This window comes from Mycobacterium sp. NGS64, assembly GCF_059812245.1.
On the sequence record NZ_JCALCI010000001.1, the window covers coordinates 1,283,547 to 1,298,391 of the forward strand.

The 14,845-nt window shown below is 70.3% G+C and carries 16 protein-coding genes; 10 read left to right on the forward strand and 6 right to left on the reverse strand.

The window, feature by feature from the left end:
• From tesB to AC5Y4S_RS06515, 4 genes are all read left to right on the forward strand, one after another.
• The gene (tesB, locus tag AC5Y4S_RS06500; protein WP_500031170.1) at positions 1-846 is read left to right on the forward strand and encodes an acyl-CoA thioesterase II; all 846 of its coding nucleotides are present in this window, start codon (positions 1-3) and stop codon (positions 844-846) included.
• Positions 847-853: 7 nt separating this feature from the next.
• Positions 854-1,450, forward strand: coding sequence for a pyridoxal 5'-phosphate synthase glutaminase subunit PdxT (gene pdxT, locus AC5Y4S_RS06505; RefSeq protein WP_500031172.1), 597 nt, complete (start codon positions 854-856; stop codon positions 1,448-1,450).
• A gap of 231 nt (positions 1,451-1,681) precedes the next feature.
• A complete protein-coding gene (locus AC5Y4S_RS06510) occupies positions 1,682-2,437 on the forward strand; it encodes a YebC/PmpR family DNA-binding transcriptional regulator (RefSeq protein WP_067882173.1) in 756 nt (251 codons plus the stop codon).
• Between the two features lie 14 nt (positions 2,438-2,451).
• Positions 2,452-3,066, forward strand: coding sequence for a class I SAM-dependent methyltransferase (locus AC5Y4S_RS06515; protein WP_500031177.1), 615 nt, complete (start codon positions 2,452-2,454; stop codon positions 3,064-3,066).
• A gap of 53 nt (positions 3,067-3,119) precedes the next feature.
• Here AC5Y4S_RS06515 and AC5Y4S_RS06520 read toward each other — a convergent pair whose 3' ends face one another.
• The 5 genes from AC5Y4S_RS06520 to AC5Y4S_RS06540 are packed head-to-tail and all read right to left on the reverse strand — an operon-like array spanning position 3,120 to position 6,694.
• The gene (locus tag AC5Y4S_RS06520; RefSeq protein ID WP_500031180.1) at positions 3,120-4,655 is read right to left on the reverse strand and encodes a polyamine aminopropyltransferase; all 1,536 of its coding nucleotides are present in this window, start codon (positions 4,653-4,655) and stop codon (positions 3,120-3,122) included.
• A complete protein-coding gene (locus tag AC5Y4S_RS06525) occupies positions 4,652-5,107 on the reverse strand; it encodes a DUF350 domain-containing protein (RefSeq protein WP_500031182.1) in 456 nt (151 codons plus the stop codon). The genes AC5Y4S_RS06520 and AC5Y4S_RS06525 overlap by 4 nt, the downstream gene beginning before the upstream one ends.
• 33 nt (positions 5,108-5,140) lie before the next feature.
• Complete coding sequence (locus tag AC5Y4S_RS06530) at positions 5,141-5,572, reverse strand: DUF4247 domain-containing protein (protein ID WP_068188076.1); 432 nt, start codon at positions 5,570-5,572, stop codon at positions 5,141-5,143.
• Positions 5,569-6,072, reverse strand: coding sequence for a DUF2617 family protein (locus tag AC5Y4S_RS06535; RefSeq protein WP_500031185.1), 504 nt, complete (start codon positions 6,070-6,072; stop codon positions 5,569-5,571). Before AC5Y4S_RS06535 ends, AC5Y4S_RS06530 begins: the two co-directional genes overlap by 4 nt.
• 10 nt (positions 6,073-6,082) lie before the next feature.
• A complete protein-coding gene (locus AC5Y4S_RS06540) occupies positions 6,083-6,694 on the reverse strand; it encodes a DUF4178 domain-containing protein (RefSeq protein ID WP_500031187.1) in 612 nt (203 codons plus the stop codon).
• Between the two features lie 141 nt (positions 6,695-6,835).
• Here AC5Y4S_RS06540 and ruvC point away from each other — a divergent pair, with 141 nt between their 5' ends.
• The 6 genes from ruvC to AC5Y4S_RS06570 all read left to right on the forward strand — a co-directional run bounded on the left by ruvC (position 6,836) and on the right by AC5Y4S_RS06570 (position 11,201).
• Positions 6,836-7,405, forward strand: a complete 570-nt coding sequence (gene ruvC / locus AC5Y4S_RS06545; protein WP_068101557.1) for a crossover junction endodeoxyribonuclease RuvC — start codon at positions 6,836-6,838, stop codon at positions 7,403-7,405.
• Positions 7,402-7,995, forward strand: a complete 594-nt coding sequence (gene ruvA / locus AC5Y4S_RS06550; RefSeq protein WP_500031189.1) for a Holliday junction branch migration protein RuvA — start codon at positions 7,402-7,404, stop codon at positions 7,993-7,995. Before ruvC ends, ruvA begins: the two co-directional genes overlap by 4 nt.
• Before the next feature lie 49 nt (positions 7,996-8,044).
• Positions 8,045-9,100, forward strand: coding sequence for a Holliday junction branch migration DNA helicase RuvB (ruvB, locus tag AC5Y4S_RS06555; RefSeq protein WP_500031191.1), 1,056 nt, complete (start codon positions 8,045-8,047; stop codon positions 9,098-9,100).
• A 91-nt stretch (positions 9,101-9,191) separates the two neighbouring features.
• A complete protein-coding gene (locus AC5Y4S_RS06560) occupies positions 9,192-9,842 on the forward strand; it encodes a hypothetical protein (RefSeq protein ID WP_500031193.1) in 651 nt (216 codons plus the stop codon).
• 169 nt (positions 9,843-10,011) lie between these two features.
• On the forward strand, positions 10,012-10,398 hold the full coding sequence (locus AC5Y4S_RS06565; RefSeq protein WP_068188054.1) for a DUF1304 domain-containing protein: 387 nt from the start codon (positions 10,012-10,014) through the stop codon (positions 10,396-10,398).
• A gap of 125 nt (positions 10,399-10,523) precedes the next feature.
• Positions 10,524-11,201: a hypothetical protein gene (locus tag AC5Y4S_RS06570; RefSeq protein WP_500031195.1), complete on the forward strand. Its 678-nt coding sequence runs from the start codon at positions 10,524-10,526 to the stop codon at positions 11,199-11,201.
• A 64-nt stretch (positions 11,202-11,265) separates the two neighbouring features.
• Here the strand turns inward: AC5Y4S_RS06570 and car are convergent, their stop codons facing one another.
• Entirely contained in the window at positions 11,266-14,757 is a 3,492-nt protein-coding gene (gene car, locus AC5Y4S_RS06575; protein WP_500031197.1) for a carboxylic acid reductase, read from the reverse strand.
• Positions 14,758-14,845 lie beyond the last annotated feature (88 nt).

Below are 14,845 nucleotides of genomic sequence, written 5' to 3' on the forward strand. Positions count from 1 at the left end.
GTGTCGATCGAGAAGATCCTTGATCTCGAGCAACTCGAGGTCAACATCTACCGCGGAAACGTGTTCAGCCCCGACTCGGGATATTTCCAGCGCACCTTCGGCGGCCACGTCGCCGGGCAGTCCCTGGTGTCGGCCGTGCGCACCGTCGACCCGCACTTCCTGGTGCATTCGCTGCACGGCTACTTCCTGCGGCCGGGGGACGCCACGGCGGCGACGGTCTTCATCGTCGAACGCATCCGGGACGGCGGCTCGTTCTGCACCCGCCGCGTCAACGCCATCCAGCACGGCGAAACCATCTTCTCGATGTCGGCGTCGTTCCAGACCGACCAGGAGGGCATCAACCACCAGGACGCGATGCCCGCGGCACCGCCGCCGGACGGCCTGCCGGGGTTGAACTCGATCAAGGTCTTCGACGACGCCGGGTTCCGCCAGTTCGAGGAGTGGGACGTCCGCATCGTGCCGCGGGAGCGGGTGGAGCGGCTGCCCGGCAAGGCGTCGCAGCAGCAGGTGTGGTTTCGCCACCGCGACCCACTGCCCGACGACCCGGTGCTGCACATCTGCGCGCTGGCCTACATGAGCGACCTCACCCTGCTGGGCTCGGCGCAGGTCACCCACCTCGACGAACGCGCGCACCTGCAGGTGGCCTCGCTCGACCACGCGATGTGGTTCATGCGGGTGTTCCGGGCCGACGAGTGGTTGCTCTACGACCAGTCCTCGCCCTCGGCCTGCGGCGGTCGCGCGCTGTGCCAGGGCAAGATCTTCAACCAGTACGGCGAGATGGTCGCCGCGGTCATGCAGGAGGGTCTGACCCGCTTCCCGCGCGGATACCAGCCGCACAAGCAATGATTTCCCCGTGAGCGCGCCGAGGATTGGGGTCCTGGCCCTGCAGGGCGACACCCGCGAGCACCTGGCGGCGCTGCGCGAGGCGGGAGCCGAGTCGATGCCGGTCCGCCGCCGCAGCGAGCTGGACGCGGTGGACGGGCTGGTCATTCCCGGCGGCGAATCCACCACGATGAGCCACCTGTTGCTGGATTTCGAGCTGCTCGAGCCGTTGCGGCGGCGGCTGGCCGACGGGCTGCCCGCCTACGGCGCGTGCGCCGGCATGATCCTGCTGGCCACCGAGATCCTCGATGCCGGGGCCCGGGGCCGGCAGGCGCTGCCGCTGCGCGCGATCGATATGACAGTGCGGCGCAACGCGTTTGGGCGCCAGGTCGACTCGTTCGAGGGCGACATTCCATTCGCCGGGCTCGACGGGCCGGTGCGCGCGGTGTTCATCCGCGCGCCGTGGGTCGAGCGGACGGGCGACGGGGTGCAGGCGCTGGCCAGCGCGGCCGGGCACGTCGTCGCCGTCCGGCAGGGCCCGATGCTGGCGACCGCGTTTCACCCCGAGATGACCGGCGATCGTCGCATCCACCACATGTTCGTCGACATTGTCAGGGGCGAGGCGTAGTCACATGCGTCACTTGCGTCCCGCGACGGGTGGCATGAGGCTTTCTGTCCACCTCATAGCGACAGCCGTTGTCGCTCTGAGGCGGGCAAGAAGGGTGCCGGTCGCTTTTTTGTGACCGCTGTGACTGCGGTGACGGCGGGGAGCACCGGGGCCATCGGCATCCACCGCCCACGTAGACTCGTTGGGCGAGTTATCGAGCACCAGAATGCAAAAGAAGAGGTAGCAACACCGATGAGCGGCCATTCCAAGTGGGCCACCACCAAGCACCAGAAGGCCGTCAAAGACGCCCGCCGCGGCAAGGAGTTCGCCCGGCTGATCAAGAACATCGAGGTCGCGGCCCGCACCGGCGGCGGTGACCCGGCCGGCAACCCGACGCTCTACGACGCGATCCAGAAGGCCAAGAAGACCTCGGTGCCCAACGACAACATCGAGCGCGCCCGCAAGCGCGGGGCCGGCGAGGAGGCCGGCGGCGCCGACTGGCAAACCATCACCTACGAGGGCTACGCGCCCAACGGGGTGGCGGTGCTGATCGAGTGCCTGACCGACAACCGCAACCGCGCCGCCAGCGAGGTGCGGGTGGCGATGACGCGCAACGGCGGCACCATGGCCGACCCCGGCTCGGTGGCGTACCTGTTCTCCCGCAAGGGCGTGGTCACGCTGGAGAAGAACGGGCTGACCGAAGACGACGTGCTGACCGCGGTGCTTGACGCCGGCGCCGAGGACGTCAACGACCTGGGTGACAGCTTCGAGATCATCTCCGAGCCGACCGATCTGGTCGCGGTGCGCACCGCGTTGCAGGACGCCGGCATCGACTACGAGTCGGCCGAGGCCAGTTTCCAGCCGTCGGTCAGCGTTCCCGTCGACGTCGACGGCGCCCGCAAGGTGTTCAAGCTCGTCGACGCGCTGGAGGACAGCGACGACGTGCAGAACGTCTACACCAACGTCGACCTCTCCGACGAGGTGCTGGCGGCGCTCGACGAGGAGTGAGCAGCGGGGGATCGATGACCGAGCCGCCCGTCGTCAACCATCACGCCGACCACCCGGGCTTCGGCGGCCCGATGGGTCTGGTGACCGCCCTCGGCATGCTCGTCATGGGTCGCGGAAACGCGCGCCTGGCCGTCGACCTGGCCGGGGTGTCGGACGCCGACCGCGTTGTCGACATCGGTTGTGGCCCAGGCAATGCCGCGCGGGCCGCCGCCGCACGGGGCGCGCGCGTTGTCGGGGTGGATCCGGCCCCGGTGATGTTGCGCCTGGCTCGCGCCGTGACGCGTGACCGCCCGACGGTCACCTGGGCCCAGGGTGGCGCCGAGGCGCTGCCCGTTTCCGACGGCTGGGCGACCGTCGTCTGGTCGCTCAAGACGGTGCACCACTGGAAGGACGTCACCGCCGGGCTCGCCGAACTGCGCCGCGTGCTCGCGCCGGCGGGCCGGTTGTTGGTGATGGAGCGCCATGTGCAACCCGGGGCCACCGGCCTGGCCAGCCACGGCTGGACCGAGCGGCAGGCCGAGTCGTTCGCGGAGCAGTGCCGGGCGGCGGGCTTCGTCGGCGTCCGGGTCGACCAGCGGCCCCAAGGCCGGGCTGCGGTGTGGGTGGTGCGGGCGGACCAGCCTGCTTAGTCGGCGATCGCAAGCGCGGCGGAGCCGGGCGAAGCGGGTCGCCGCCCAAATGCCTAGTCGTAGCCGTGCCGCATATCCTCGACGACGCGCGGATTGTCCAGGGTCGACGGCTCGAGTGGGCGGTCGCCGATGTCGCCGGCGAAGACGGTGGCCGCGTCGAGCACCCGCTGGTTGAGGAACCGCAGCGCGGGAGCGTCGGCCGGCACCCGCGGCACAGGCGCGGCGTCGCCGCGTTGCGCCAAGACGAACCCCCAGTCCCCGAACGTGGGCACGTGCACGTGATACGGCGTGACGGCATAACCGGCGGCCCGGATCGTCGAGACCGTGCGCCAGAACGCCGTCCGCGTGGAGAACGGGCTGCCCGCCTGCACGACCATCAGCCCGCCGGGCGCCAGCGCGCGGGCGGCGAGCGCGTAGAACTCGGTGGAGTAGAGCCGGCCCAGCACGGGCGTGTCGGGGTCGGGAAGGTCGACGATCACCGCGTCGAATCCGGTGTCCGAGGAGCCGCGCAGCCAGGTCATCGCGTCGCCGATCACGACCTTGACGCGCGGGTTGTCCAGCGCGCCGCCGTTGGCCTCGCGCATGGTGGTGCGGGCCAATTCGATGACGGCGGGGTCGAGCTCGACCTGCACGATCTTGCCGATGCCCGGCTGGCGCAGCAGTTCGCGGGCGGCCAGGCCGTCGCCGCCGCCGAGCACCAGCACCGAATGTCCACCGGCACCAAGAGCGGGGTAGACAAGGCTTTCGGTGTAGCGGTATTCGTCGCGGGTGGAGAACTGCAGGCCCCCGTCGAGGTAGAGGCGCATGTCGTTGCCGCGCCGGGTCACAACGATCTCCTGATAGGCCGTGTGCCGGTAGGCGATGATCGGGTCGGCGTAAAGCCTTTGCCTGCTTGTGGTTTCGATGTCGGCCGAGCGCACCAGCAGCGTGGCGAGCAGCCCCAGCGCGGCGGCGAGCGCGCACAACGCCGTCAGGAGTTGCCGCGCGGAAACGATGCGGCGCAACAAGAAGACCGCCACGATCCCCGCCGCCGCCAGGTTGATGATGCCCGTGGCCGCCGCGCCGCGGATCATCCCGAGGTGCGGCAGCAGCAGGAACGGCCAGACGAGCCCGCCCAGCAGCGCGCCGAGGTAGTCGGCGGCGTTGAGGTTGGCCAGCGTGCGCCCGGCGTCGGCCGCGTGGGCCGTCCGCCCCCGTTGCAGCAGCGTCATCAGCAGCGGCACCTCCGCGCCGACCAGGCCGCCGATCAGGGCCGTGCCCGCCGCCAGCACCCACGTCGAGCCCACCGAGCCGTCCAGGAACGCGAACACCGTGTACAGCGCGGCCGCGGACAGGCCGCCGATAATTCCCAGCAGCGCCTCGACGGCGATGAAGGCGATCGCCGCGTGCGCCAGCAGCGGCTTGGCCAGCAGCGCGCCCGCGCCCAGCGCCGCGATGTAGCCCGCGACGATCAGCGACGTGGCGACGATGCCCCCGCCGTTGAGGCTGGCCGACAGCGTCAGCAGCGCGAGTTCGTAGATGATGCCGCAGGCCGCGCAGGCCGCCACGGCGGCCAACAAGACGGCGCGCCAACGGCCCTGGGACGTCATGACACCGCCGCGGCGGTCACCCCTCCCACGGCCAGCAATATCAGGGCGACCGCGAAGGACCCCGGGTGCAGCGTGGGCTCGTCGATGTGCTCGTGGAAGTCGCCGGGGATCAGCAGGTGCATCGCCAGCAGCGCGACCCCGAGCAGGATCACACCCATCAGCCCGTACACCGCCACGCCGAGGAGTCCCTGGCCCAGCTGGCTGTAGCTGTTGGCGATGGCGGTGATGATGACGATGGTGAGCGAGATGTACATGGCGCCCGCGACGACGACGGCGTTGGGGCGGCGGTCGATGAACACCAGCTGGCGCAGCTTGCCCGGGGTCAGCCAGTCGACCATGTAGAAGCCGACGAGCAGCACCGCCATCCCGACGGCGAAGTACAGGATCGTCGCGACCGCGCCCCTCAAGACGGGATTGACGTCGACGTTGCCGATCTCGACGGCGAGGTTCATGGTTGTCTCCTTTACGGTTACTGCCTTAAGCCATCACTTGGTGCCGCCGGGGCCGCCCGGGGTGCCGCCGGCGCCGCCCGACGGGGAGCCGGGGAAGAAGCCGGGGCCCAGGAAGACGAACGCGCCGTGGCTGTATCCGGCGCTCAGGGGTTCGACGCGGATGCTGCACGGATTGTTACCGTCGGGCCCGACGATCACGATGTTGTTGCTGTACCGCAGGTATTCGCTGTCGCCGTTGGACGCGCGCGCCTCGGGGGCCTGATAGTCGGCGAGCGTGTCGGCGACCTGGTCGGGGGAGCCGGTGCACTGGTAGCGCGTGCCGTTCACGTCGCGGGAGTATTCGTGATAGTGGCTCGCGATGTAGGACCCGATGTCCTTCTGCTCCAAGATGATTCCGAAGACCAGGCAGACGACGGCGGCGACGGCCAGCGCCCCGGAGATCAGGAACAGGCGGTTGCGGCTCACGGGCGCCACCGGCTCTCGGTGTGCACCACCACGCCGCCCGACTCCAGCGGGTACAGATGCCAGGTCTGCCAGTGCCATCCGGCGCCGTCGGGTTCGGCGGCCAGCGCGGTCAGCGCGGCGTCGTCGCCGGGGAACGTGCCGCCGAGCCAGCCCGGTTGCCGCGTGCAGCGTTCGCGCAGCTCGCCGGCCAGCCGGCGGAAACTCGCCTCCTCGTGCGTCTCGGTGCGCGACCGCAGCCGGTAACCGGGGGCGTCGGTGCGCCGCGGCAGGTCACCGCCGAGGCCGCGGGCGGTGCACGAAACCTGTTCGGAGAACTGGCCTTTCGCATGCTCGACCGCGACTACGTGCGATGCGCCCAGCACGCCGAGCAGCAGCGCGCCGCCGTCGGGATGCTCCAGCGAACAGGTGGCCAGCGGCGCCGGTGCGGGCGCGTTGAGCGCGAGCCCCAGCCGTTCCCCGGACACGTCCGCCGGAGTCACGGCGAGCTGATGGAGGGGCACCGAGGCGGTCCTATGGGGAGGAGGGTGGGGGCGCGGGGTAGACGGTCAGCTCCCCGGGCACGACGGACTTGCCCGTCGAAACCTCCCAGGGCATGTCCGGGGCCCAGCGCTCGAACGAGAGCAGGGCGCTCTCGTTGGCGTTGGTGCAGTCGAGGAATTCCATCTCGCCGCCGGCGGGCAGGCCGGTGGTGCCCTCGGTGGTGTAAGACGCCCGGCCGCGCTCGGTCTCGTGGAAGGCCACGCCGTCGATGACGTACTGGTCACCGGGCTGCAGAGTGAGGTCCTTGCGGTTGACCCACATGGCCAGCTCCAGGCGCCCGTCGTCCTCTTCGACGCTCAACCAGATCGGCTGGTCGCCGCCCTCCAGGAGGTGCTCCCACCACACGAACGGCCCCTCGCGGAACGTCACCGAGCCGCGCACCACGAGGTCGACACCGCCGTAGCTGACGATCGCGCCAGGGCCGAGTTGGCGGGGCCCGAACTGCGGCATGGCGTTGAACGACAGCGGGTCGGAGCGCCCGCGCGGCGGGGCCGGCTTTTTGGGTCGCCGCAAAGCGATGACGAGCACCACGATCGACGCGATGAACAGCACCGCCGCCAGGACGAGCAGGACTGTTCCCACGCTGAACCTTCCGTTGCCACAGGGCTAGAGCGAACGTGGGCTATAAGTTAACAGCTTTACCCGGGGGCAGCGTGTCCTACCGGATGCCGTCGGTGTCGCCGGTTAGGCTCTCGAACAGCTGTTCGTACGAAGGAGCCGGCAATGCGCGTGATGGGCGTCGACCCCGGGCTGACCCGATGCGGCCTGGCGGTCGTGGAGACTGGCGGGGGGCGCAAGGTCGTCGCGCTCGACGTCGACGTGGTGCGCACCGGGTCGGACGCGCCGCTGACCAAGCGGTTGCTGGCCGTCAGCGATGCCGTCGAGCACTGGCTGGACACCCACCGGCCGGATGTGGTGGCCATCGAGCGGGTGTTCTCCCAGCACAACGTGTCGACGGTGATGGGCACCGCGCAGGCCGGCGGCGTGGTCGCGCTGGCGGCGGCCAGGCGCGGCATCGACGTGCACTTCCACACCCCCACCGAGGTGAAGGCCGCGGTCACCGGCAACGGGTTCGCCGACAAGGCGCAGGTCACCACGATGGTCACCAAAATCCTTGCGCTGCAGGCCAAACCGACGCCCGCCGACGCGGCCGACGCGTTGGCGTTGGCGATCTGCCACAGCTGGCGCGCGCCGATGATCGCCCGGATGGCCGCCGCCGAGGCCCTCGCCGCGCAGCAACGGCACGCCTACCGGGCCAAGTTGGCGGCGACGCGCAAGGCGGCCGCCCGATGATCGCGTCGGTGCGCGGCGAGGTGCTCGAGGTGGCGCTCGACCACGTCGTGATCGAGGCGGCCGGTGTCGGCTACCGGGTGAACGCGACGCCGTCGACGCTGGCGACGCTGCGGCAGGGCAGCGAGGCCCGGCTGATCACCGCGATGATCGTGCGCGAGGACTCGATGACGCTGTACGGGTTCACCGACGCGCAGACCCGCGACCTGTTCCTGACGCTGCTGTCGGTGTCGGGGGTCGGGCCGCGGCTGGCGATGGCGACGCTGGCAGTGCACGACGCCGCCACGTTGCGCCACGTGCTGCACGACGGCGACGTCGCCGCGCTGACCCGGGTGCCCGGCATCGGCAAGCGCAGCGCCGAGCGGATGGTGCTCGAGCTGCGCGACAAGGTCGGTGGGATGGCCGCGACCAACGGGGCGCCGCTGGTTAACGGCCACGCGGTGCGCACCCCCGTGGTGGAGGCGCTGGTCGGCCTGGGCTTCGCCGCCAAGCAGGCCGAGGAGGCCACCGACAAGGTGCTGGCCGGCGATCACGAGGCGACGACGTCCAGCGCGCTGCGGGCCGCCCTGTCGTTGCTGGGTAAGTCCCGATGACCCGCGCCGGCGACGATGCAGAGCGGAGCGATGAGGAGGAGTGGCGCAAATGACCGACGACTTCTCCGACCGCGACGTCCGGGAAGTTTCGGGGGCGCTGGTGTCTGGCGAGGGTGACATCGACGTCAGCCTGCGGCCCCGCTCGCTGCGGGAGTTCATCGGGCAGTCGCGGGTGCGTGAGCAGCTGCAGCTGGTCATCGAGGGGGCCAAGAACCGCGGCGGCACCCCGGATCACATCCTGCTGTCCGGTCCGCCGGGCCTGGGCAAGACCTCGCTGGCGATGATCATCGCGGCGGAGCTCGGCTCGTCGTTGCGGGTGACGTCCGGTCCGGCGCTGGAACGCGCCGGCGACCTGGCCGCGATGCTGTCCAACCTGGTCGAGCACGACGTGTTGTTCATCGACGAAATCCACCGCATCGCGCGGCCCGCCGAGGAGATGCTCTACCTGGCGATGGAGGACTTCCGGGTGGACGTGGTCGTCGGCAAAGGGCCCGGGGCGACGTCGATTCCGCTGGAGGTGGCGCCCTTCACCCTGGTCGGCGCGACCACTAGGTCCGGCGCGCTGACCGGCCCCCTGCGCGACCGGTTCGGGTTCACCGCGCACATGGACTTCTACGAGCCCGCCGAGCTGGAGCGGGTGCTGGCACGGTCCGCCGGGATCCTGGGCATCGAGCTGGGCGCCGACGCGGGCTCCGAGATCGCGCGACGCTCGCGGGGGACCCCGCGGATCGCCAACCGGTTGCTGCGCCGGGTCCGCGACTTCGCCGAGGTGCGCGCCGACGGCGTGATCACCCGCGACGTCGCCAAGTCCGCGCTGGAGGTCTACGACGTCGACGAGCTGGGGCTGGACCGGCTGGACCGGGCGGTGCTGTCGGCGCTGACCCGCGGCTTCGGCGGCGGCCCGGTCGGGGTCTCGACGCTGGCGGTGGCGGTGGGCGAGGAGGCCGCGACCGTCGAGGAGGTGTGCGAGCCGTTCCTGGTGCGGGCGGGCATGGTCGCGCGCACCCCGCGCGGCCGGGTGGCCACCGCCCAGGCCTGGACGCACCTCGGCCTGACGCCGCCGGCCGGGGCGGCCGGCCTCGGGCAACCGGGCCTGTTCGACTAGGGCGGTCGGCGCCGCCCCCGGGGTGTGGGTTACGTCACTCGCGCCGCGGGTACCCGCCTCGCAACAGCAATCACTGTTGAAGGAGATTCTGATGAGGCGAACCAACCCCGACTATGACCGCCCTCGCGCGGCGTACATGCCTCGCAGCCGCGGCGCGCTGAGCGGGCTGCTGCTGATCCTCTTGGGTGCGTGGGGCGCGCTGATCCCGTTCTTCGGACCCAACGTCAATTGGGCGTACATGGCCGACCCGGCATGGACGTGGACGACGGCGAAGGGCTGGCTGGAGGTGCTCCCCGGCGTCGTCGCCGCGGTGGGCGGCCTGATCCTGCTCGTGTCCGGCAATCGCGCCAGCGCGGTGCTCGGCGGCTGGCTGGCCGTCGTGGCCGGCGCTTGGTTCGTGGTCGGCCGGGCGTTCGCGCCGATGCTGAACATCGGCGACGTCGGCCAGCCGGCGGCCGCGACGGACCTGAAGCGGGCCCTGCTCGAGGTCACCTACTTCACCGGCCTGGGTGCGCTGATCGTGTTCCTGGGCGGCGCCGCCCTCGGGCGCGTCGCGGTGCGGCATGCCCGCGACGTCGTCGTGGCCGAACCGGCGCCGGTGGCCGCGGCCCCGGCAGAGCAACCGGCCATGTATGACGAATCGCGTCGCGACGTGCCGGCCGACGAGCGCACCGGGCGCGGCTTCTTCCACCGGCGCGCCGGGGGCGGCCTGTTCCGCCGCCACCACCACGCCGGCGTCTAGTGCCGATCGCAAGCGCGGCGCTGGCGCCGGGCGCCGCGGGTCGGCACCATCTGGCCTGATCACGCGCGAGAGCACCGGTAGTCCCAGCGGGCCGCCGGTGCTGTTGCGCGCCCGGGCGAAGCGCCGCTCGGTATGGTTCTTGGGTCGTTCGACTTACCGAGGAGGAGCGATGCTCACCGCCGGGTTGGTGTTCGCCGGGCTGGCAGCCCTACTGCACGTCTACATCTTCACGATGGAGTCGTTGACCTGGACCTCGGAGCGCACCCGCGCCGTCTTCGGCACGACGGCCGAGGAAGCCGAGACCACCCGGCTGCTCGCCTTCAACCAGGGCTTCTACAACCTGTTCCTGGCCATCGTCACCCTCCTCGGCATTCCCCCGGTGATCATGGGCGACAAGGCCGTCGGGGTCGCGCTCGTTCTCGCCGGAGTCGGATCTATGGCCGCCGCCGCGATCGTGCTGGTGTTCTCCGCGCGGGACAAGGCGCGGGCCGCGGTCATCCAGGGCACGTTTCCGGTGATCGCCATCGTGTTGGTGGTGCTCGGCCTGTCCTGGTAACGCCAGCAACATCAGCCTCACTGGTCACGGAAAGCCGCTCCTTGCGGCCGCGGGTGTTACATCGCGGCCGGGTCGGGTACTCCCGGGGGGCCGGAAATGGGCCCGGCTTCAATTGAGGAGATGGAATGAAATACGCAGATAGGGACTATCCAGGCGCCTTGACCATGCCGCGCTCGCGCGGCGCGATCAGCGGATTGATCCTGGTGATCCTTGGCGCCTGGGGGGCGTTGATCCCGTTCGTCGGCCCCCACTTCAACTTCGCGTACACGCCCGACCGCGACTGGGCGTGGACGACGGCGCGCGGCTGGCTCGAGGTGCTCCCGGGCGCCGCCACGGTGGTGGGTGGCCTGCTCTTGATCGTCGCCGGCAACCGCATCGCCGCCATGGTGGGCGGCTGGCTCGCGGTCCTGTCCGGCGCGTGGTTCGTGGTGGGCGGCCAAATCGCTCCTCTGCTGGGCATCGGATCCGCCGGCGACCCGATCGCGGCGACCGAACGCAAGCGCGCCGCCCTCGAGGTCTCCTATTTCTCCGGCCTCGGCGCGCTGATCATCTTCGTGGGCGGGGTCGTCCTGGCGCGCACGGCGGTGCGGCTCGCGCGCGACGTGGCACCCCTGGGCCACGCGGAGCCCGAGGCAGCTGCGCCGGTCGGGGAGCCGGCGTACGTGTCCGGGCTCGACGAGTCGCCCGCGGTCTCGTCCGGCGCGGTGACCAAGCCCCGGATGGAGCGCGGCTGGCGCCGCCAGCGCGACGCCGCGGGCTCGCCGAACGCGGCGTACCTGCGCTGGCCGCACCCGCAGGGCTGAGTCAGAACGAGCTGACGCAGAAAATCGCCGACCCCGCGCGGGGCCGGCGATTTTCTGTGCGTGCTTACAGCAATCCGAGCAGCTGCAGGTCGCTGACGTACTTGGCGATGATCTGCGGCGTGACGTGCGGAATGTCCTTGTCTGGGCCGATTTTCGCGTCCTGAACCGCGGCGCGGAACCGGTCGGTGGGCGCAATCGAGCCGTTGATCGGCCGCTCGGGCTTCTGGTAGTTGTGCAGCAGCGGCAGCAGCGAGGCGTTGCGCTGCTTTTCGGGCAGCCCGCGCAGGCTGGTCTCGAACCGCTGCAGCCAGTCGCCGTAGTCGTCGACGCGCCGGATGGCGCAGCCCGCGTCGATCAGCCAGTCGACGAACTGGTCCATCCCGATGCCGTCGTCGTAGGGGTTCATCACGTGGAAGGTGCGGAAGCCCCCAGAAGCCTGGTCGCTTTGGGCACCGAGGGTGGAGATCGCCTCGGCGATGAACTCCACGGGCAGCCCGTCGTAGTGGGCGCGCTGCCGGTTGCCGTCGGCGTCGCGCTCGTAGAACGAGGCGGGCGCGATCCCGGTGGCGGCCAGGCTCAGCATCATCCGGGTGAACATGTCCGGGACGTTGAGCTGGCCGGCGTAGGTGGTGTCGGCCAGGATCATGTCGCAGCGGAACACCGCGACCGGCAGCCCGCACAGGTCGTGGGCCTCGCGCAGCAGCACCTCGCCGGCCCACTTGCTGTTGCCGTAGCCGTTGGCGTAGCTGTCGTTGATCGCCCGCGTCGCGCTGATCTGGCGGATGTCGGCGTCCTCGGTGAACTTGCCGGGTTGGATCTGGTCGCCCACCCCGATCGTCGAAACGTAGGTGTACGGCTTGATCTTTGTCGTCAGCGCGAGCCGGATCAGCTCGGCGGTGCCCAGCGCGTTCGGCCCGAACAGCTCGCTGTAGGGCAGCACGTGGTTGACCAGCGCCGCGGGGTCGACGATCAGGTCGACGGTGTCGGCCAGCCGCTGCCAGGTCTGCCGGTCCAGGCCGAGGTCCGCCTCGCCCTTGTCACCGGCGATGACCTCCAGGTGGTCGGCGGCCAGCGCCTGGTAGTGCGCCAGCAGCTTGGGGTCCCCGCTGTCAAAGGTCTTGTCGAGACGACTCCTCGCCTCTTCATCCGTGCGGGCCCGTACCAGCGCGATCACCTTGCCGTCGACCAGGTCCATCCGCTCCAGCCATTCCAGGGCCAGGTAGCGACCCAGGAAACCGGTTGCGCCGGTGAGCAATACGGTGCGCACCTCGGAGGTGGGCTCGGGCAGCTCGGGCGCGGCCTCCAGAGTCGAGGCCTCCAGGAACTTGTCCAGCGTCAGCTCGGCCGCGTGCACCTCGGTCGCGTCGCGCCCGTGCACCGAGGCGAAGCTCGGCCGCTTGGTGCCCTTGCGCTCGCCCTCGATGTAGGTGGCGATCGCCGCCAGGTCGTTTGCCGGGCTGACGATCACGCCCACCGGCACGTCGACGTCGAAGATCTCGTGCAGCAGGTTGCCGAAGGTCAACGCCGACAACGAGTCTCCGCCCAGGTCGGTGAAGTGCGCGTCCGGTGACACCTCGCTGCTCGCGGTGCCCAGCAGGGCGGCCGCGGCGCGGCTCACCGTCTGCAGCGCCGGCGCGTCGGCGCCGCTGCGGCGCAGCTCGCTCAGCTCGTTGGCCTGCCCCTCGGCCAGCTCGGCGTAGAGCTGTTCGAGGCGCTCGCCGTACTGCTGCTTCAGCTTCGGCCACGCCAGCTTGCGGATGCCGGTCAGCAGACCGTTCTCCAGCGTGAAAGGCGTTGTCTCGATGAGGAAGTCGCGCGGCACCTCGTAGGACTGCAGCCCGGCCTCCTTCGCGACGTACTGCAGCGAGTCGGCGATCATCGGCTTCAAAGTGTCGATGTCGTACGCCGCCAAGGCCTCTTCGGTGGGCACCACGACCGCCAAGAGATACGGGTGGGCGCTGTTGCCGTAGACGTAGATCTGGCGCACCAGCGGGCTGTTGCCGAACACCGCCTCCAGCTTCGCGACGGTGACGAATTCGCCCTGCGCGAGCTTGAGCACGTTGTTGCGCCGGTCGACGTAGACCAGCTTGTCGGGAGCGACCTCGGCGACGACGTCGCCGGTCCGGTAGTAGCCGTCCTCGTCGAAGACGCCGGCGGTCACCTCGGGCCGCTTGTAGTAGCCGGGGAACATGTTGTTGGTCTTGAGCAGCAGCTCGCCGCGCGGGTAGGGCCGGTCGGTGGAGAAGTAGCCCAGGTCCGGGACGTCGACCAGCTTGTAGTCGACGACCGGCGGGCGCTGCACCTCGCCGTCGAACAGGACCATGCCGGCCTCGGTGGACCCGTAGCCGTCCAACAGATGCATCTGCAGCAGGGACTCGACCCACTGCCGCAGCTCCGGGGAGGTGGGCGCCGAGCCCGTCATCGCGAAGATGAACCGCCCGCCCAGCAGGTGGTTGCGCAGCTCGTCCATCACCTCGGCCTCGTCGTCGCCGCGGTCGACCCGGCGCTGGTACTCCGCGTAGATGGTCTCCCAGATCCGCGGCACGAAGTTCATCTCGGTGGGCCGGACCAGCTCGAGGTCCTCCAGCAGCGTCGAGAGGTCACTGCGGGCCGCGAAGTAGGCGGTGCCGCCATTGCCGAGCGTGCCGTAGAGGATGCCGCGGCCCATGACGTGGCTCATCGGCATGAAGTTCAGGGTGATCGACGCGGCGCTCGGTCCGAACCAGTTGCGGGCCGACCGGCACCACATCTTCCCGACGTTGCTCGCCGGGTACATCGCGCCCTTGGGCGCGCCGGTGCTGCCGGAGGTGTAGATCAGCAGGGCCAGCGGGTCACCCTCGGCGGGCGCCGATGCCGGCGCCTCGGGCAGCGCGCTCCCGCGCTCCAACAGGTCGGCCAGGGCCTCGACGGTGATGGCGGTGTCGGCCAACCGCGCGCGGGCGGCGTCGACGGCCTCGCGCTCGTCGTCGGCCTCGGGGTGGTAGTCGAACACGACCAGCTTGGCCGGCGCGGGTCCGCTCAGGATCAGCTCGACGGCGTCGGGCAGCTGGTTGACGCTGGCCGCGATCACGCTGGGCTCGGTCTCGGTCACGATCGGCTGCAGCTGGGCGATCGCCGCGCTGGTCTGCAGCGGGACCGACACGGCGCCGATCATGCCGAGCGCGATGTCGATGGTGGCGTAGTCGACGCTGTTGAAGCCGAGCACGCACACCCGGTCGCCGGCCTGGACCGAGTCGTGGGTCAGCGCGCGGGCCAGCGAGTCGACCCGGACGCGTAGCTCGCCGTAAGTGACGGTCTCGTAGCGGGGGAGCAGCTGCAGCGACGTGCGCCCGGTCGTCGCGTCCTTGACGAACTCCACCGCGCGCTGCCCGAGAGCCGGGCGGTCGGCGTAACCCTCGAGCACGGTCTGGATGATCTGCGGCAGTCGCAGTCCAGGCTGCTCAAGGGCCTCGGCGACGGCCGGGTCCGGTCGGGCGGCGGCGAACTGGGCGTCGTTGGCGGTGAGGTCGTCGACGCGGCGAGCGAGCCACTGTTCCTGGTTAGTAGTAGTCGACATAACGATTCCCTTTTAACGCATAAGCACTAGGTGAATGGGTCGCGCGACGTTGCGCTGATGTCTAAAACGTTAGCAAAACTAACGGTAT